Here is an 18,123-nt window from a genome sequence, read left to right as displayed (position 1 = left end):
GCAATAGCCTTCTGGACCCACCCCTTCCCTTCCCGAACAGGACCGTGAAACAGAAACGCGCCGATGATAGTGAGCTTCTCGCTCGCGAAAGTAGGTCACCGCCAGGCTCCCCATCCCAAAAGGCCCCACCTAGTCCTCTAGGCGGGGCCTTTTGCCGTCTACGCGTCAGAATTATTCCAGCGCCAGCAACTGCTACGTTAGCGCTCTGTGTTAGAATCCACACCGGCGGGTCTCCCCGCATTGCAGGATGGTGAACCTGGTCAGGTCCGGAAGGAAGCAGCCACAGCCGTTTACTGCAAGTGCCGGGGGTTAGGCTCGCCACTTTCATTTTTGCTTTTGGTGTGGGGCGCATGAGTTACCAGGTTCTCGCGCGAAAGTGGCGGCCGCGCAATTTTTCGACACTCGTTGGCCAGGAGCATGTTGTACGTGCTCTGACCCATGCCTTGTCCCAGCAACGACTGCATCACGCTTACCTTTTTACGGGAACACGCGGTGTAGGCAAGACGACGCTGGCACGCATCCTCGCCAAATCGCTCAATTGCGAAACCGGAATCACGCCATCGCCTTGTGGCAAATGTTCGGCTTGTCAGGAAATCGATGCCGGTCGTTTTGTTGATCTGCTTGAGGTGGATGCGGCGACCAATACGCGCGTCGACGAGATGCGTCAGCTTCTGGAGAACGCGATTTATGCGCCGACCCGGGGACGTTTCAAGGTCTATGTGATCGACGAAGTGCACATGTTATCGACCTCGGCTTTCAACGCGATGTTGAAGACGCTTGAAGAGCCGCCCGAGCATGTGAAGTTCATCCTGGCGACTACCGATCCGCAGAAGATTCCGGTAACGGTGTTGTCGCGATGCCTGCAGTTCAACCTGAAGCAGATGCCGGCACTGGCGATTTCCTCGCACCTGGCGCACATCCTGCAAGCCGAAGGAATTCCCTTTGAGCCGCCGGCCTTGGCGCTGCTTGCCCGTTCCGCAGCCGGCAGCATGCGTGACGCGCTTTCCCTTCTCGATCAGGCGATAGCGCACGGCGCAGGCAGGGTCGATGAAGTCCAGGTCCGGGCGATGCTGGGTAACGTCGATCAGGACTATCTGTTTTCCATGCTTGAGGCCTTGCAGGCCGGCGACGCGTCGGCGCTGATGCAGCAGTCAGCGATGCTGGCACTGCGCAGCCTGTCGTTTTCCAGTGCCTTGCAGGAGCTGGCGGCCTTGTTGACCCGCCTGCAGGTGATTCAGTGTGCGCCAGGTATGCTCGATGATGATGATCCCGAGCGTCAGCGATTGGCCGCGCTGGCTGCTGCACTCTCCCCTGAGTTCGTCCAGCTGGCCTATCAGATCGTCAATGTCGGGCGGGCAGAACTGCCGCTGGCACCTGATGAATACGCTGGTTTCGTGATGACCTTGCTGCGCCTGCATACCTTTCGGCCGCGCAGCGTACCGGAGGTCGTTTCGGCGATGCGCTCGAGCCCGGCGCCGACGCGCTCGCCAGTGGCAGCCCAGCGACCCGCCGAGGTGGTGCAGGAGGCGCTGCCTGTGGCAAGGCGTCCGGAGCCGGCGGCAGAGGATGCCGGTACAAACGGCTGGCACGATATCGTGGCCGCCCTGCCGCTTACCGGCTTGGCCAGGGAACTTGCCCTGAATTGCGAATTGCGGGAGCTTGGCGAAGGTCACTGTCTCCTGCGGCTGGCGAATAACGCAGCGCATCTGCAGATGAAGCCGGCGCCGGAGAAGTTGCAGCAGGCGCTCGTTCAGCATTTCTCCCGACCGATCGTGCTGAAAATCGAGCTGGGGGCGCCAACTGCTGAAACCCCGGCGGCCACTGCTGGTCGCCAGCGCCAGGAGCGCCAGGAAAATGCCGAGCAGGCGATCGGACAGGATTTGTTCGTTCAGGATGTGATCGCCACACTTGGGGCGACGATCGTTGATTCTTCCATTAAACCTATTGCTTGACGGAGATTGCTGATGATCAAAGGTGGTCTGGGTGGCCTGATGAAACAGGCCCAGATGATGCAGGAAAACATGAAGAAGGCGCAGGAGCAACTGGCGCAGGTCGAGGTCGAAGGCCAGGCCGGTGCCGGTATGGTCAAGGTGCTGATGACTTGCGCGCACGATGTGCGGCGGGTCAGCATCGACCCCTCGGTGATGGATGATCGGGAGATGCTGGAAGATCTGCTGGCGGCGGCCGTCAACGATGCCGTGCGTAAAGGGGAGGCGCTGTCGCAGGAAAAGATGGCGGGCTTTACCGCCGGTCTCAATCTGCCGCCGGGATTGAAGCTGCCGTTCTGACGTGAGCAATGGCGGACTTGATGCGCTGATTGAAGCCCTGCGCTGTTTGCCCGGGGTTGGCCCGAAGTCGGCGCAGCGCATGGCCTACCATCTGATGCAACATGATCGTGCTGGGGCTGCGCGCCTGGGGAACGCGATCCAGCACGCCTTGCAGGCCATACGGCACTGCCGGCGCTGCAACACGCTGACCGAACTCGAAATCTGCGAGCGCTGCGCATCGCCAAAGCGCGACCCGAGTCTGCTGTGCGTGGTCGAGACGCCGGTGGACATGAACATGATGGAGCAGACCCTGGCCTACCACGGCTTGTATTACGTGCTGATGGGCAGGATTTCGCCGCTTGACGGCCTCGGTGCGCGACAGCTGGAACTTGATCGCCTGCTTGCCCGCGCGACGGATGGGCAGGTCAGGGAGGTCATTCTGGCGACCAATTACACCAACGAAGGCGAGGCAACTGCACACTACATCACGACGATGCTCAAGTCGCAGGGAGTGGGTGTGACGCGGATCGCGCGTGGGGTGCCGGTCGGCGGTGAACTGGAATTCGTCGATAGCGGCACTCTGGCGCAGGCCTTGCGCGAGCGGAGGGTGCTTGCCGGTTAAGTGTTATTCGACAGCCGCTTTTATCGAGGGTTCCGTTGGCGTATAATTTAGCGTTTGTTTCTAAACCCATTCAATTCCTTTAGGGGTCAGCGTTATGAGCAATCAAGGAAAAGTGGACTGCGGGCGGCGCCGGCTGATCGTCGCCACCGCAGCCGTCGGCGGGGTGGGCGCGGTCGGCGCGCTTGTCCCGTTCGTCTCCAGTTTGCTTCCGTCCGAACGTGCCAAGGCAGCGGGGGCACCGGTCGAAGTCGAAATCGGCAAACTGGCGGAAGGTCAGATGATGACCGTCGAATGGCGCGGCAAGCCGGTCTGGATCATCAATCGGACCAAGGAAATGCTGGAGACCTTGCCCAAGCTGGCCGAACAGGTCGCTGATCCGAACTCCGAAGTGGCTTCGCAGCAACCGGAATACGCGGCCAATGCGACCCGTTCGATCAAGGAAAAGATGCTGGTCGTGATCGGTATCTGTACCCACCTGGGCTGTTCGCCGAGCGCCAAGTTCAAGGCCGGTGTCGAAGAAGGCATGGGGGCCGACTGGCTGGGCGGCTTCCTCTGCCCGTGCCACGGTTCCACGTTCGATTTCGCGGGGCGCGTCTTCAAGGCGAAGCCGGCGCCGACCAATCTCGAAATTCCGCCGCACATGTATCTGACGGATACCCGTATCCTGATCGGCGAAGACAAGAAGGGGGCATGACATGGCTGGGGGAATTTACGAGAAGTACAAGTCCGATGGTTCGCTGGCCGGCAACGTGCTGGAATGGGTTGATGCGCGCTTCCCGGCAACCTCGATGTGGAAGGGACACCTTTCCGAATACTACGCACCGAAGAATTTCAATTTCTGGTATTTCTTCGGCTCCCTGGCCCTGCTGGTCTTGGTCATCCAGATCGTCACCGGCATTTTCCTGGTCATGCACTACAAGCCGGATGCCGCACTGAACGCTGCCGGCGTGCCGGTCGCCTTCGCCTCGGTCGAGTACATCATGCGCGATGTGCCCGGTGGCTGGATCATTCGCTACATGCACTCGACGGGGGCTTCGGCCTTCTTCATCGTGGTTTATCTGCACATGTTCCGTGGCCTGATCTACGGTTCCTACCGCAAGCCGCGTGAACTGACCTGGTTGTTCGGCGTCGGCATCTTCCTGGTGCTGATGGGCGAAGCCTTCTTCGGCTACCTGCTGCCCTGGGGCCAGATGTCGTACTGGGGCGCACAGGTGATCGTCAACCTGTTCGGCGCCATCCCGGTGGTCGGCAACGATATTTCGCTGATCATCCGCGGCGACTTCATCGTCGGCGACGCGACCCTGAACCGTTTCTTCTCCTTCCACGTGATCGCCTTCCCGCTCGTGCTGATCGGCCTGATCGCAGCCCATATCCTGGCGCTGCACGAAACCGGTTCGAACAACCCGGATGGCATCGACATCAAGGAAAAGAAGGACGAGCACGGCATTCCGCTCGACGGCATCCCCTTCCATCCGTACTACACGGTCAAGGACATCGTCGGCGTCGTCGTCTTCCTGATGGCCTTCTCCGCCGTGATGTTCTTCGCGCCGGAAGGTGGTGGTTACTTCCTGGAGACGCCGAACTTCTACCCGGCCGATCCGCTGAAGACCCCGCCGCACATTGCGCCGGTCTGGTACTTCACGCCTTACTACTCGATCCTGCGTGCCATGGTCTGGAACTTCTTCGGCCTCGACGCCAAGTTCTGGGGCGTTGTAGCGATGGGCGCGTCGGTTGTCGTCTTCGCCTTCCTGCCCTGGCTGGATCGCAGTCCGGTGCGTTCGATCCGCTATCGCGGCCCGATCACCAAGGTGATGGTCGCCCTGTTCGTGATCTGCTTCTTCATCCTCGGTTACCTCGGCACCCTGTCGCCGTCGCCGATGGGCGAACTGGTATCGCAGGTTTGCACGGTCTTCTATTTCGCCTTCTTCCTCGGCATGCCGTGGTGGTCCCGGATGGATAAGTTCAAGCCGGTTCCCGAACGCGTCACGATGAAGTGAGAGGATGCATAACATGAAAAAATTTCTCATCGCATTGCTCTTCGCCCCCGTCCTGGCTTTTGCTTCCGGTGGCAGCCTCCATCTTGACAAGTGGCCGGGCTCGATCAGCGACAAGGCCGCCTTGCAGAACGGCGCCAAGCTGTTCGTCAATTACTGCCTGAGCTGCCACAGCGCCTCCTACATGCGCTACAAGAACCTGATGGACCTTGGCCTGACCGAAACTCAGGTCAAGGAAAACCTGATGTTTACCAGCGACAAGATCGGTGATCTGATGACGGTTGCTGCGCGTTACGACGAGCAGAAGAAATGGTTCGGCGCGACGCCGCCCGACCTGACCATCATTGCCCGCGCCCGTGGTGATGCCGGTGCCCCGAAGGCCGGTGCAGACTGGTTGTATACCTACCTGCGCACCTTCTATCAGGACGACAACCGCCCGACCGGCTGGAACAACCTGGCCTTCGACGCGGTCGGCATGCCGCACGTCCTCTGGGAACTGCAGGGTACCCAGGTGATGAACCACGAGTCGCACAAGCTTGAACTGGCCGTTCCCGGCAAGATGAGCCCGGCGGAATACGACAAGGCGGTTTCCGACCTGGTCGGCTTCATGGTCTGGATGGGCGAACCGCAACAGGAATACCGCCAGACACTCGGCATCTTCGTGCTGATTTTCCTGGTCATCCTCTTCGTCGTTGCCTACGCTCTGAAGAAGGAATACTGGAAAGACATTCACTGATCCCTTCAGGATCCCTTGACGGCATCGTGGGTTCGACTTCGGTCGGCCCCCGGTGCCGAATCTCTTTTGAGGGCTGTTAAACATGATGAACCTCTACTCGGGCACCACTTGCCCCTTCAGTCACCGTTGCCGCATCGTCCTGTACGAAAAGGGCATGGATTTTCAGGTCATCGACGTCGATCTTTTCTCCAAGGCCGACGAGATGGCTGCGGTCAATCCGCACGGCCGGGTGCCGGTGCTTGCCGAGCGCGACCTCGTGCTGTTCGAGCCGAACATCATCAACGAGTACATCGACGAACGCTTTCCGCATCCGCAACTGATGCCGGCCGACCCGATCATGCGCGCCCGGGCCCGTCAGTTGCTGATCGGCATGGAACGCGAAATCTTCTCGCACATGGAAGTCATCGAGAAGAACGGCAAGACCGCCGACAAGGCGCGTCAGGAAATCAAGGCCCGTCTGACTGAAATCGTGCCCATCTTCAACAAGCAGAAGTTCATGCTGGGCGACGAATTCTCCATGCTCGACGTCGCCATCGCCCCCTTGCTCTGGCGTCTTGACCATTACGGCATCGATCTTGGCAAGGCTGCCGCGCCGCTGATGAAGTACGCCGAGCGTATCTTCAGCCGCCAGGGCTTCATCGACGCGCTGACGCCGTCGGAAAAGGCGATGCGCAAGTAAGCGATGGAACTGCCGTCCACCAAACCTTACCTGCTGCGCGCCATCTGGGAATGGTGCTGCGACAACGGCTTCACGCCCTACATCGCAGTCCACGTTGATGGTCGCACACTGGTGCCGCGCGAGTTCGTCAAGGACGGCCAGATCGTCCTGAATCTGGGACCTGGTGCCACCAACAAGCTGCAGATGGGCAATGAACTGATCGAGTTCCAGGCCCGTTTCGGTGGCGTGGCGCGTGAGCTTTCGGTGCCGGTGGCCCAGGTTGCCGCCATCTACGCGCGCGAGAACGGTGCCGGCATGGCCTTCGAGGTTGGCGATGGCGAGGCTTCCGTCGCTGCGCCCTCACCGGCAGCGCCGGTGCTCGATGAGCCCCCCGAGCCGCCGCCGGAAGGCGGGCGGCCGAAGCTGCAGCGCGTCAAATAGGAACGTTGCTGCTTCAGGATGCACCAAAAGAGGGAAATTCACCGCGTGAATTTCCCTCTTTTTCATCCATCTCATTGATTTTCAAGCTTGGCATGCCTGTTGCGTATAGGCTGGTGAGTTCAATGTCATGTCTGAAAAGAGGGCAAGTCGCGACATGCGCTGGGCCTTTTCGTCAAGCGGCGTTACGCCGGCGCAGCGCCGATCATCCAGCACAGCCATGACACACAAAAACCGCAACGGAGGAGACCGTGAGTTACGCACAATACATCAAGGAAATCGGACGCGGCGCCGAAGGCGCGCGGGATCTGACCCGGGAGGAAGCCTGCCGGGTCTATGCGGCGATGCTCGACGGTGGCGTGCCCGACCTGGAACTGGGCGCCATCCTGATCGCGCTGCGGGTCAAGGGTGAGTCGATCGAGGAGATGCTGGGCTTCCTCGACGCCAGCGACCAGCGCATGCACCGCCTCGTGATGCCGCACGGCCGGGTGCGGCCGGTGGTTCTGCCCAGCTACAACGGGGCGCGTAAGGAGGCCAACCTGACGCCGCTGCTGGCGCTGCTGCTGCAGCGTTTCGGTGTGCCGGTGCTGGTGCACGGCCTGCTCGAAGGCTTCGGCCGGGTCAGCACGGCGCAGATCTTCCGCGAACTTGGCCATCTGCCGGTTGGCTCGGTGCAACAGGCACAGCAGACGCTGAGCGCCGAAGGCCTGGTTTTCCTGCCGCTCAACGCCTTCTCGCCCGGCCTGCACAATCTGCTGGCGCTGCGCGGCCGGATGGGCGTGCGCAACAGTGCGCACAGCCTGGTCAAACTGATCAATCCCTTTGTCGGCGAAGCGGTGCTGGTCGCCCCGGCAACGCATCCCGACTACATCGACCTGATGCGCGCCCTGTTGCTCGAGCGTGGCCAGCGCGCCCTGCTGTTGCGCGGCAGCGAAGGCGAACCCTATGCCAATCCGAAGCGCCGGCCGCGCCTGGAACTGGTCAGCCAGGGCCAGGTCGACATCCTGTTCGAAGCCGAACATGACAGCTTGCGCGGGCTGCCCAATCTGCCCGAAGCGATCGACGCGGCGAGTACCGCGCGCTGGATGCGGCGCGTCCTCGACAAGCAGTTGCCGCTGCCCAAGCCGCTCGCCAACCAGTTGGCCTGTCTGCTTTACGCCAGCGGCTACGCCGACGACCTCAACCAGGCCAAGGCCATCGTCGCGGTCGAGGCGACCGGCATGGCGATGGGCGGCAACTGAGGTCGCGGGGTGCCTGTACGGGCCCCCGTCCGCGGCTTCGGTGCAGAGGCGGGGGCTGCACGCGAGATTCCGCCACTTGCTGTGAATACGCCTTAAGGGCGTTCGCCGGCCGCCAGTCGGCGCTCAACGTCGTCCAGCACCGGTAGCAGGTCGGCGACCGTGTCGATGACGTAATGCGCACCGGCGGCGGTGAACTCCGGGGCGATGCGGGCACGCAGGGTCGCCAGTTCAGCCGCCGTTGCCGCCGCGAATTCGGCCTCGGTGATCCCGGCCGGGCTGCCGGAGAGCATCAGGCCGACCGTCCACATGCTGGCGTTGCGGCCTTCGGCGATCCCCGGCAGGGTGTCGTCGACCTTGATGCAGTGGGCGACCTTGCCGATCTTCAGGTCGAGCACGCATTGCAGCGCCATCCACGGGCCGGGGCGGGCGCCGGCGGCGAGGTCGTCGGCGCAGACCGTGCAGTCCGGCGCGTAGCCGTTGGCGGCGGCAGCGAGCATCAGTTTTTCCATGACCTGGCGCGGGTAGCCGGTGGTCGAACCGATCTTTAGGCCGCGCGCACGCAAGGCGGCGACCGTTTCCAGGGTGCCGGGAATCAGCGCCGCGTGTTCGCCGACGCGCTCGACCTGCAGTGGCAGAAAGGTCTGGTAGATATGGTCGATGTCGGCGTTGTTCATCGGCCGCCCGAACTGCGCCCGCCAGCGGGCGTCGACCGCCGGGTCGCGGCCGAGCGCCTCGATATGCTGCCACTTGCCCAGGCCCATCGGGCCGCGCGCTTCGGCCAGCGTCAGGTCAAAATCGTAGGCGGCGCGAAAGGCGTCGACGAAAATCTGGGTCGGCGCGAAGGAGCCGAAATCGACCGTGGTGCCGGCCCAGTCGAAAATGACGGCTTCGAGTTGTTGTTGCATGGGATATCTCCGTGAGGTGGCGGCGGGTCAGCCGGATGTTTTTCCAGCCCGCGCGGCGGCGCAGGCGGCGAGGAAGTCGGGGGCATAGGGGTCGAACACACCGCGCCGGCCCGGGGCGCTGGGCTGCGGATCGACAAAGGGCGCGGCGCCGCGGATCAGTTCGCCGATCAGGCGGCCGACGCCGCCAGCGAAGCTGATGCCCGAGCCGTTGCAGCCGCCGGCGACGAACAGCCCGGCGATATTCGGCGCGGCGCCGAGCACCAGTTGCCGGTCGGGCGTGTAATTGCTCGGCCCGGTCAGGTAATGGGCGATGCCCAGCGTGTTCAGTCCCGGGAAATACGGCGCCAGTTCGTCGGCGCCTTCGGCCAGGTTGGCCCAGCCGTCGGCGTCGTCGGGGTCGAAGACGAAGCCGGCGAGGTCGGCCGGTAGCGTGCGCGCGTCGGCGACCGCCGGCTGGCGCTCGCGGATGCCGAAGAGCAGCGCACCAACTTCGGGCCGGGCATAGGCGCGGATCGCCGGCAGCAGGACAATGGCACCGTCGGGTGGAAAGATCGGTGCCGGTTCGCTGATCCAGTACTGGCTGCGCACCGGCGCCATCGGCAGCGGCAGGCCGAGATCGACGCTGAGCCGGTTGGCCCAGGCGCCGGCGGCATTGACGACAACGTTGGCGGCCAGCCTGCTGCCGTCGGCCAGCTCGATTCCGCGCACTGTGCCGGCGTCGGCGATGATGCGCGTCACTTCTGCGCTGCTGCAGCGCACGCCGCGCGCGACGGCGGCGCGCAACAGCGCGGTGGCGAACAGATAGGGCTCGACGTAGCACTCGTCGGGGAAGAAGACCGCGTGCTCGAAGGATTCGGGCGCCAGCCAGGGCGCGCGGGCGAGCGCCTCGGCTTTATCCAGCCAGCGGCTGACGATGCCGTGCGCGGCGGCAAGGTCGGCACGCGCTTGCAGGGTCGCCAGATGGCTGGCCGGGGCGACGTGCAGCGCGCCGACCGTGCGCCGGCCGATGTCTTCGCCGCATTCGTTCTCGAGTTCGGCCATCGTGCGGAAGGTCTGGCGAGCCAGCGCGATCTGCCCGGGATCGTCGCGCACCATGGTCACCAGCGCGGCAGCCCGGCTGGTCGCGCCAGCCGCCGGCTGCAGGCGCTCGAGGACGAGGAGGCGCTCGCCCAAGCCGTGGCGGGCGAGTTCGTAGGCAACGGCGGCACCGAAGATGCCGGCGCCGACGATGACGATGTCGCGCTCGTTCATGCCTGCATGTCGCGCAGCGTCGCGCCGACGGCATCGACCACCTTGGCCATGTCCTGCGTCGTCAGCGCGCCGATGCAGCCAACGCGGAAGGTGTCGACCTCGGTCAGCTTGCCCGGGTAGAGAATGAAACCCTGGTCGCGCACCGCCGCGTAGAAGGTCTTGAAGTCGTAGTTCGGGCAGGCCGGCGCGTGGAAGGTGACGATGATCGGCGCCTGCTGTTCGGGCGCCAGGAAGGGCTTGAGGCCGAGGCCGGCCATGCCGTCGACCAGCGCCGCGCAGTTGGCTGCGTAGCGCGCCTGGCGGGCGGCCAGTCCGCCTTCCTCGGCGTATTGCGCGAGCGCGGCGTGCAGCGCGACGACGACGTGGGTCGGCGGCGTGAAGCGCCATTGCATGGTCTTCTGCAGGTAGAGCCACTGGTCGTGCAGGTCCATCGCCAGCGAATGGCAGTTGCCGGCAGCGGCCTCCAGGGCGCTCTGGCGGACGATGACGAAGCCCATGCCGGGCACGCCTTCCAGGCACTTGCCGGAAGCGGCGACCAGCGCGGCGATTGGCGTCGTGCGCAGGTCGATGTCGAGGGCGGCGAAGGAACTCATCGCGTCGACGATCAGCTCGCGCCCCCGGCGGGCGACGGCGGCGGCGATCTCGGCGAGCGGGTTGAGGATGCCGGTACCGGTCTCGCAATGCACCTGGGCGACGTGGGTGATCGCCGGGTCGGCGGCAAGCGCCGCCTCGATGACCGCCGGATCGGCCGCTTGGTCTTCGGCAAAGCGCAGTTCGACGGCTTCGCGCCCGAGGTAGCTGAGGATTTTCAGGATGCGCGCGCAGTAGGCGCCGTTGCTCGGCACCAGCACCTTGCCCTGGCGCGGCACCAGGGTACCCAGCGCGGCCTCGACCGAGAAGGTGCCGGAGCCCTGCAGCGGCACGCAGACGTGGCTGTCCTCGCCGTGGGCGATGGCCACCAGTTGCTGGCAGACGTCGGCGGTGATGCGGTTGAAGGCGGCGTCCCAGGAACCCCAGTCGTGCAGCATCGCCTGCTTGGTGCGCAGCGAGGTGGTCAGGGGGCCGGGGGTGAGCAGCAGCGGGTCGCGGTCGATGGCGTACATGGATGGGTTCTCCGGAAATTTCAGCGTTGAAAATGGCGCCAGGCCTGATGGCGGCGCAACAGCAGGTGGGTGAGCAGGGAATAGACGAGGCTGATCAGCGCCGAGCTGAGCACGATCAAGGTCGCCATCGCTGCCGCCGGGCCGAGTTCGCCGGCCTCGTCGAGGTTGAGGATGGCCACCGCCGCCGGCAGGGTGTCGCTGGAGTAGAGAAAGACCAGCGCCGACACCGTGGTCATCGCATTGACGAACAGGTAGCGGGCAATTTCCAGTACCGCCGGCAGGCAAACCGGCAGCGTCACCCGCCACAGGGTGACGAAGCGCGACACCTTGAGCGAAGCCGACACCGCCTCGAATTCGCGGTCCAGGCTTTTCAGCGCGGTGACCGCGGTCAGATGGCAAGGCGTGTAGAAGTGGATGACGGTGGCGACGACCATGATCGCCAGCGTGTGGTAAAGCCCGTTAAGCGGGTTGTCCGGCGAATTGAAGAAGAGGATGTAGCCGATGCCCAGCACCAGGCCGGGCACGCCCATCGGCAGCGCCGCCAGCGCCCGTACCGCCGTGCTCAGTGCGGCTGGTCGGGCCGGCGTGCGTTCGAGCAGCCAGGCGGTGAAAAAGACCAGCGGCGTGCCGAACAGCGCGGTCAGGACTGCGATCTTCAGGCTGTTCTGCCAAGCGGCCAGGACGCCGGCCTCGGCCAAGCCGTAGATGTAGTGGTCAAGCGTCAGTTCGAGGTTGTACGGCCAGAAGCGGACCAGCGAGGTGTACATGGCCATGCCCAGCACGCCGAGCATCGCCGTCGCCAGCAGCAGGCAGTAGAGCAGCAGGGGCTGGTCGCGGCGGCGGTCGGGACGCGGCTGGTAGGGCACGGCGCGGGCGGTCAGGCTGGCCTGCTGGCGGCGTTGCACCCAGGTATCGATGGCGAAGGCGAACAGCACCGGCAGCAGGAGCAGCAGGGCGACGATGGCGCCGCGGCCGAAGTTGTGCTGGCCGACGACCTGGACATAGACCTCGACCGCCAGCACCGGGAAATTGCCGCCGATCACCTTGGGGATGCCGAACTCGCTGACCGAATAGGCGAACACCACCAGCGCCGCGCTGATCAGCCCGTACTTGGCCGCTGGCAGCGTCACCGTGCGGAAACGCCGCCAGCGCGAGGCGCCGAGCGCATCGGCGGCTTCGTAGAGACGGCCGTCAGCGGTGGCGAGGGCGACGACGAGGATCATCAGGGCATGCGGAAAAGCCGCATAGACCGTCGCCATGACGATGCCAACCGGCCCATAGACCGAGGCGCCGCCGAGCCAGGCCTTGAGTACGCCCTGGGTGCCGAACCACTGGATGAAGGCAATCGCCCCGACCAGCGACGGACCGAGCAGCGCCGACAGGCCGATCAGCCGCCACAGGCCGCGCAGCGGCAGGCAAGCGCGCAGGATGGCGTAGGCGTAAAGGAAAGCCAGCGGCACGGTCAGCGCCGTCACCAGCGCCGCCACCCACAGCGTGTTCCAGGCCGCCGTTGCCATTCCCGGCGTGGCGGCGAATTCGGCAAAGCGGAGCAGGCTGAAGGCGCCGTCGTCGTCGCGCACGCTGCCGATCAGCAGGGCGAGCAGCGGCAACATCAGGAATAACGCCAGACCGGCGGCAGCCGCGAGCAGCAGGAGGCCGGGCAGGCGCTCGCTGTCGGCTGGCAGGCGCCGGATCATGCCGCCTCCGGCAAGGCTTGCAGGTGCTCGGCGGGAATCCCCAGGCGGAGCAGCGCCCCCGGCCGGATTTCGCGGCCGCACAGGTAGTTGCTGGAAAACTGGGCGACCAGCGGCCGGCCGTCGGCGGTGGGCGCGCGCAGCGTGACCAGCGAATACGGGCCGAGGAACTCGCACTTGAGGACGTGGCCGTAGAAAGTGTTCTCGCTCTGGTCGAGGGTGTCGTGCAGACGGATGTCCTCGGGGCGGATGTAGAAACGGGCGGGGCCGGCCGGCAGTTCGCCGGCGGTACGCAGCAGCAGGTCGCCGCTGCGGGCGTGATGCGGCCCGACGCGTTCGGCAACGAGCAGGTTGCCGCGGCCGATGAAGTCGGCGACGAAGTCGTTGCCTGGCTGACGGTAGATGTCGCGCGGCGCGCCGATCTGCTGGATGCGCCCCTGCTGCATGACGACGATGCGGTCGGCCATGGCCAAGGCCTCTTCCTGGTCGTGCGTGACCATGATCGTGGTCACCCCGAGACGGGTCTGCAGGGCGCGAATCTCGCCGCGCAGGCGGACGCGCTCGATGGCGTCGAGCGCCGACAAGGGCTCGTCGAGCAGCAACAGGTCGGGCGCCGTCGCCAGGGCGCGGGCCAGGGCGATACGCTGCTGCTGACCGCCGGACAATTGCGCCGGATACTTGGCCTGGGTGCCGGGCAGGCCGACCAGTTCGAGCATTTCCCCAACCCGTTGCTGGATCAGGCGACGGTCGCTGCGCCCGTGCTGCAGTCCGTAGGCAACGTTGTCGGCGACGCTGAGGTTGGGAAACAGTGCATAGGACTGGAAGACGATGCCGTAATCGCGCTGCCCCGGCGGCAAGCGCGAAATGTCGCGGCCGGCATGGACGATACGCCCTTCGTCCTGCCGGTCGAGACCGGCGATGGCGCGCAACAGCGTGGTCTTGCCGCAGCCGGACGGGCCGAGCAGGACGAGGAACTCGCCGCGTTCGACGGCCAGTTCGATGCCGTCGAGGGCGACGAAGGCGCCGTAGCGCTTGCTCAGTTGGGTGATTTCCAGGTGGGCCATGGGCGCCTCGCAGTCAACGGTGAAACCGCCCGCCAGACGGCGGGCGGCGGGGGCGGGGAATTACTTCTTCGGTTCCGACTTGGTCGAATAGCGCTTCTGCCATTCGGCCAGGATGGCGTCGCGGTTCTTGGCCATCCACTGGAAGTCGTTCTTCACCAGGCGTTGCTCGTAGTCGTTGGGCACGTACTTCAGGCGGGTGGCGATGCCGGGCATGGCGACGACGGCGAAGTTCTTCGCGTACAGTTCGTTGGCTTCGCGGGTGGTCGCCCAGTCGGCCAGTTTCCTCGCCGCCTCCAGCTTGGGCGTGCCGTTGACGATGGCGATCGCTTCCATGTCCCAGCCCAGGCCTTCCTTGGGGAAGATGATGTCGATCGGCGCACCCTTGCTGCGCACGACGTTGGCCCGGTATTCGAAGGCGATGCCGACCGGGAATTCACCGGCGCCGGCCATCACGCAGGGCTTGGAACCGGAATGGGTATACACGGCGATGTTCTCGTGCAGCTTGTCCATGTAGTCCCAGCCGCCTTTCTCGCCGAACATCTGCAGCCAGGCGGTGACGTCGAGGAAGCCGGTGCCCGACGAGTTCGGGTTGGGCATGACGATCTTGCCCTTGAATTCCGGCTTCAGCAGGTCCTTCCAGCTTTCGATGCGGGGCAGGCCCTGTTTCTGCATCTCGGCGACGTTGTAGCAGATCGCCGCGCCCCAGACGTCCATGCCGACCCAGGTCGGCGTCGCGCCGGCCGAGCGGAAACGCGGGTTGAGCGCCTTCAGGTTGGCCGGGGCGTAGGGCTGCAGCATCTTCTCGCGGTCGAAGACGACCATGCTGGACGCGGCAACGCCCATGATCACGTCGGCCACCGGCTTCGCTTTCTCGGCCAGCAGCTTGGCGGTGATGATGCCGGTCGAATCGCGCGTCCACTTGATCTCGATGTCCGGATAGGACTTGTTGAAGGACTGCTGGTAGGCCTTCAACTGGTCCGTTTCCAGCGCGGTGTACACGTTGAGGACGGTCTTCTCGGCGTGCGCCGGGACGATGGCGGCGAGCGCCAGGCCGGCGACGGCGAAGCTGTGGATGAGGTGCTTGAGCTGCATGCGGATTTCCTCCGGGGGGTGGGGTGACGGGTTTCCGGGATGCCGGGCTGTCATCGAACTGACATCCCGGCGCACTAGACTGGCTTCCATCTTAGTGACGGTTTATTGCAGATTGTTGACAATCTACAAAGCAAGAATGAATTACAATCCAGCTTTCGATTTCCGCCCGGCAGCCATGTCCGAAACCGTTTCCGCTCCTGTCGACAGCGTGCTCGCGCTGGTCCAGCGCACTTCACTGACCCGCCTGGTCGGCGAGGCGCTGGAGAAGATGATCCTCGCTGGCGAACTGCCGCCCGGCAGCAAGCTCAACGAAGTGGCGCTGGCCGAGCGCCTCGGCGTGTCGCGCGGGCCGCTGCGCGAAGCCTTCCGCACGCTCGAGGAGAGCGGCCTGATCCGCCAGGAGAAGAACCGCGGCGCCTTCGTTCGCGAGATCGAACTGGCCGAGGCCGCCGACATCTACGAGGTGCGCGCCGGCCTCGACGCCACCGCCGGGCGCCTGCTCGCCGAGCGCGTGACGCCCGAGCAACTGGCCGTGCTGCGCGAGTTCGCCACCGGCATGCAGCGGGCGGCGGCGGCCAACGACGTCGATGCCTTCCACGCGCTCAACCTCGCCTTTCACGACCGCATCGTCGACATGACCGGCAACGCCGCCTTGCTCGACGTCTACCGCCGCCTGGTCAAGCAACTGGCGCTGTTCCGCCGGCGCAACCTGCTGGCGCCGCGCGCCATTCCGCATTTTGCCGACGAGCACAGCGCGATCGTCGACCGCATCGCCGCCGGTGACGCTGCCGGCGCCGCCGAGGCGCTGCACGCGCACGCCCGCGGCGGCCGGGCGCGCATGCTGCGCGACGGCGAACTGGGGGGCGTTTCCGATGCCGCCTGAAGCCGACCGCAGCGAGGGTGACGTCAATCTCGGCGCCCGCCGCGCGGCCTGGCAGGCAGCGCATCTCGATGCGGCGACGCGCGAGCTGCTGGCCGAAGACGGGCGCTGGTTCCTGCACCAGTCGATGTCCACGCCTTGCCTCAACGCGCTGGCCGGCGCCCAGGGTAGTTGGCTGACCGACCTCAACGGCCGGCGTATCCTCGATTTCCACGGCAACAGCCTGCACCAGATCGGCTACGGCCACCCGAAGGTGGTCGCGGCAATTCAGGAAACGCTGGCGACCTTGCCCTTTTCGCCGCGCCGCTACGCCAACCGGCCGGCCGTCGAACTGGCCCGTCGCCTGTGCGAAGCGGCGCCGATGCCGGGCGCGCGGCTGCTCTTCGCGCCGGGCGGCACGGCGGCCGTCGGCATGGCGCTCAAGCTGGCCAGGCTGGCGACCGGCCGGTTCAAGACGCTGTCGATGTGGGACGCCTTCCACGGCGCCTCGCTCGATGCCATCTCGCTCGGCGGCGAGGCCGTCTTCCGCCGCGGCATCGGCCCGCTGCTGCCCGGCGCCGAGCACGTGCCGCCGCACGATCCGGGCAACTGCGTGTTCGGTTGCGGCGGCCAATGCGCGCTGCGCTGCGTCGATTACATCGACTACTGCCTGGGCAAGGAGGGTGACGTCGCCGCCGTCGTCGTCGAAACCGTGCGCTGTACCGACGTCCAGGTGCCGCCCGCCGATTACTACCAGCGCCTGCGCCGCATCTGCGACCGCCACGGCGCCTTGCTCATCCTCGACGAGATTCCCATCGCCCTCGGCCGCACCGGTCACCTCTACGCCGTCGAGCGCTACGGCATCGAACCGGACATGATCGTCATCGGCAAGGGCCTGGGCGGCGGCGCCTTGCCGCTCGCCGCGCTGATCGCCCGCGACGGGCTCAAGTCGGACAGGACATCTCGCTCGGTCACTACACGCACGAGAAGAACCCGCTCGCCTGCGCCGCCGGGCTGGCGACGCTCGACGTGATCGCCGAGGAAAACCTGCTCGAACGCAGCCAAACCCTCGGCACCGCGGCGCTGGCGCAACTGCGCGCGGCCAGCACCGAGCTGCCGGCGGTGGTCGAGGTGCGCGGCGCCGGCCTCTTGCTCGGCATCGAGCTGAACGACGCCGACCTCGCCGAGGCGGTGCTCTACCGCTGCCTGAGCCAGGGCCTGTCGTTCAAGGTCGGCCAGGGCAAGGTGCTGGTCCTGGCGCCGCCGCTCAACGTCGACGCCGCCGATCTCGACTGGGCGCTGGCCTGCGTGGTCGATGCCGTGCGGGCGGAGAGCCATGCCTGAAGCCGGCTTGCCGGCCCACGTGCTGCTCGCCGTGCTGGCCGCGGCGCTGCTGCACGCCGGCTGGAACGCGCTGATCCGCGGTGCCGGCGACAAGGGGCTGTATACCGTGCTGCTGCACGCCAGCAGCGGCTGTTTGGCGATCTTTGCGCTCCCTTTCCTGGGCTTGCCGGCACCGGCCAGTTGGCCCTATGTCGGGGCCTCGGCGCTGCTCCATACGCTCTACATCGCCTGGCTGATGCGCGCCTACGACGGCGGCCAACTGGCGGTCAGTTACACGCTGATGCGCGGCCTGCCGCCGCTACTGGTGGCGCTGGTCTCGGCGCCGCTGCTCGGCGAGCCGCTGGGCAGCGCTGGCTGGCTGGGGATTGCGGCGATCTGCGGCGGCGTCCTCGGCATCGGTTTTGCCGGCGGGCTGACGCCGGGCCGGGCGCTTGCCCATCCGGCCAGCCGCGCCGCCGCGCTCAACGCGCTGGCGATTGCCGCCTACACCGTGGTCGATGGTATCGGCGCGCGTCAGTCCGGCAACCCGCTGGCCTACGCGTGCATGCTCTTCGTCTGCGAACCGCTGCTCATCCTGCTCTGGCAGTACCGGCTGCGCGGTCCGCTGCTGCTCGCCTACTGCCGCAGCCACTGGCGGCTCGGCCTGCTCGGCGCTGCCTGCTCGACCAGCGCCTACGCGACCATCCTGTGGGCGATGACGCAGGCGCCGGTGGCGATGGTCGCGGCGCTGCGCGAAAGCTCGGTGGTTTTCGCGGTGCTGATCGGCAGCCTGTGGTTCAAGGAAGGGCGGCTACGGCCCGGCCTGCTCGCCGGCGCCGGCGTGGTGTTGGGCATTTTCCTGCTGCGTAGCTGAAC

General features: G+C 65.5%; 19 protein-coding genes, 1 rRNA gene and 1 other RNA gene. 15 read left to right on the top strand and 6 right to left on the bottom strand.

Going from position 1 to position 18,123, the window contains the following annotated elements:
- The 11 genes from rrf to ybiB form a co-directional block, all read left to right on the top strand.
- Positions 1-107 (top strand): 5S ribosomal RNA (rrf, locus tag ACE3OV_RS12195); the annotation flags it as partial.
- Positions 108-224: 117 nt separating this feature from the next.
- An RNA gene (ffs, locus tag ACE3OV_RS12190) (signal recognition particle sRNA small type) lies at positions 225-323 on the top strand.
- A gap of 27 nt (positions 324-350) precedes the next feature.
- Entirely contained in the window at positions 351-1,952 is a 1,602-nt protein-coding gene (gene dnaX / locus ACE3OV_RS12185) for a DNA polymerase III subunit gamma/tau (protein WP_374327438.1), read from the top strand.
- Between the two features lie 12 nt (positions 1,953-1,964).
- Positions 1,965-2,288, top strand: coding sequence for a YbaB/EbfC family nucleoid-associated protein (locus ACE3OV_RS12180; RefSeq protein WP_374327437.1), 324 nt, complete (start codon positions 1,965-1,967; stop codon positions 2,286-2,288).
- 1 nt (position 2,289) lies between these two features.
- Positions 2,290-2,889, top strand: coding sequence for a recombination mediator RecR (gene recR / locus ACE3OV_RS12175; protein ID WP_374327436.1), 600 nt, complete (start codon positions 2,290-2,292; stop codon positions 2,887-2,889).
- Between the two features lie 94 nt (positions 2,890-2,983).
- Positions 2,984-3,583 (top strand): ubiquinol-cytochrome c reductase iron-sulfur subunit, encoded by a 600-nt coding sequence (petA, locus tag ACE3OV_RS12170; protein WP_374327434.1) that lies wholly within the window; start codon positions 2,984-2,986, stop codon positions 3,581-3,583.
- Between the two features lies 1 nt (position 3,584).
- Positions 3,585-4,886 (top strand): cytochrome bc complex cytochrome b subunit, encoded by a 1,302-nt coding sequence (locus ACE3OV_RS12165; RefSeq protein WP_374327433.1) that lies wholly within the window; start codon positions 3,585-3,587, stop codon positions 4,884-4,886.
- Positions 4,887-4,899: 13 nt separating this feature from the next.
- On the top strand, positions 4,900-5,619 hold the full coding sequence (locus tag ACE3OV_RS12160) for a cytochrome c1 (RefSeq protein WP_374327432.1): 720 nt from the start codon (positions 4,900-4,902) through the stop codon (positions 5,617-5,619).
- Between the two features lie 82 nt (positions 5,620-5,701).
- Positions 5,702-6,298, top strand: a complete 597-nt coding sequence (locus tag ACE3OV_RS12155; protein WP_374327431.1) for a glutathione S-transferase N-terminal domain-containing protein — start codon at positions 5,702-5,704, stop codon at positions 6,296-6,298.
- A gap of 3 nt (positions 6,299-6,301) precedes the next feature.
- Entirely contained in the window at positions 6,302-6,718 is a 417-nt protein-coding gene (locus tag ACE3OV_RS12150) for a ClpXP protease specificity-enhancing factor (RefSeq protein WP_374327430.1), read from the top strand.
- 248 nt (positions 6,719-6,966) lie between these two features.
- A complete protein-coding gene (gene ybiB, locus ACE3OV_RS12145) occupies positions 6,967-7,956 on the top strand; it encodes a DNA-binding protein YbiB (RefSeq protein ID WP_374327429.1) in 990 nt (329 codons plus the stop codon).
- A 92-nt stretch (positions 7,957-8,048) separates the two neighbouring features.
- On the opposite strand, the gene phnX is transcribed toward ybiB, so the two are convergent.
- The 6 genes from phnX to ACE3OV_RS12115 are packed head-to-tail and all read right to left on the bottom strand — an operon-like array spanning position 8,049 to position 15,065.
- Positions 8,049-8,861: a phosphonoacetaldehyde hydrolase gene (phnX, locus tag ACE3OV_RS12140; RefSeq protein ID WP_374327427.1), complete on the bottom strand. Its 813-nt coding sequence runs from the start codon at positions 8,859-8,861 to the stop codon at positions 8,049-8,051.
- A 27-nt stretch (positions 8,862-8,888) separates the two neighbouring features.
- Positions 8,889-10,112 carry an NAD(P)/FAD-dependent oxidoreductase gene (locus ACE3OV_RS12135; RefSeq protein WP_374327426.1) on the bottom strand — a complete coding sequence of 408 codons (1,224 nt, stop codon included), beginning with the start codon at positions 10,110-10,112 and terminating at the stop codon, positions 8,889-8,891.
- Complete coding sequence (locus tag ACE3OV_RS12130) at positions 10,109-11,215, bottom strand: 2-aminoethylphosphonate--pyruvate transaminase (protein ID WP_374327425.1); 1,107 nt, start codon at positions 11,213-11,215, stop codon at positions 10,109-10,111. The genes ACE3OV_RS12135 and ACE3OV_RS12130 overlap by 4 nt, the downstream gene beginning before the upstream one ends.
- Positions 11,216-11,235: 20 nt before the next feature.
- A complete protein-coding gene (locus ACE3OV_RS12125; protein WP_374327424.1) occupies positions 11,236-12,912 on the bottom strand; it encodes a putative 2-aminoethylphosphonate ABC transporter permease subunit in 1,677 nt (558 codons plus the stop codon).
- Complete coding sequence (locus tag ACE3OV_RS12120; RefSeq protein WP_374327422.1) at positions 12,909-13,973, bottom strand: putative 2-aminoethylphosphonate ABC transporter ATP-binding protein; 1,065 nt, start codon at positions 13,971-13,973, stop codon at positions 12,909-12,911. Before ACE3OV_RS12120 ends, ACE3OV_RS12125 begins: the two co-directional genes overlap by 4 nt.
- Positions 13,974-14,033: 60 nt before the next feature.
- Positions 14,034-15,065, bottom strand: coding sequence for a putative 2-aminoethylphosphonate ABC transporter substrate-binding protein (locus ACE3OV_RS12115; protein WP_374327420.1), 1,032 nt, complete (start codon positions 15,063-15,065; stop codon positions 14,034-14,036).
- 136 nt (positions 15,066-15,201) lie between these two features.
- On the opposite strand from ACE3OV_RS12115, the gene ACE3OV_RS12110 reads away from it, so the two are divergent.
- From ACE3OV_RS12110 to ACE3OV_RS12095, 4 genes are read left to right on the top strand one after another with little or no spacing between them, the layout of a single operon-like run.
- A complete protein-coding gene (locus ACE3OV_RS12110; protein WP_374327418.1) occupies positions 15,202-15,948 on the top strand; it encodes a phosphonate utilization associated transcriptional regulator in 747 nt (248 codons plus the stop codon).
- Positions 15,938-16,957, top strand: a complete 1,020-nt coding sequence (locus ACE3OV_RS12105; protein ID WP_374327417.1) for an aspartate aminotransferase family protein — start codon at positions 15,938-15,940, stop codon at positions 16,955-16,957. Before ACE3OV_RS12110 ends, ACE3OV_RS12105 begins: the two co-directional genes overlap by 11 nt.
- Positions 16,954-17,268 (top strand): aminotransferase class III-fold pyridoxal phosphate-dependent enzyme, encoded by a 315-nt coding sequence (locus ACE3OV_RS12100; protein ID WP_374327416.1) that lies wholly within the window; start codon positions 16,954-16,956, stop codon positions 17,266-17,268. Before ACE3OV_RS12105 ends, ACE3OV_RS12100 begins: the two co-directional genes overlap by 4 nt.
- Positions 17,261-18,121 (top strand): EamA family transporter, encoded by an 861-nt coding sequence (locus ACE3OV_RS12095; RefSeq protein ID WP_374327414.1) that lies wholly within the window; start codon positions 17,261-17,263, stop codon positions 18,119-18,121. The genes ACE3OV_RS12100 and ACE3OV_RS12095 overlap by 8 nt, the downstream gene beginning before the upstream one ends.
- The last annotated feature ends 2 nt before the right edge of the window (positions 18,122-18,123 follow it).

It is taken from the genome of Azonexus sp. (assembly GCF_041909095.1).
In the GTDB taxonomy this organism is placed as follows: domain Bacteria; phylum Pseudomonadota; class Gammaproteobacteria; order Burkholderiales; family Rhodocyclaceae; genus Azonexus.
The sequence above is the reverse complement of the archived record's forward strand: the minus strand, read 5'-3'. Positions and strand labels throughout refer to the sequence as shown.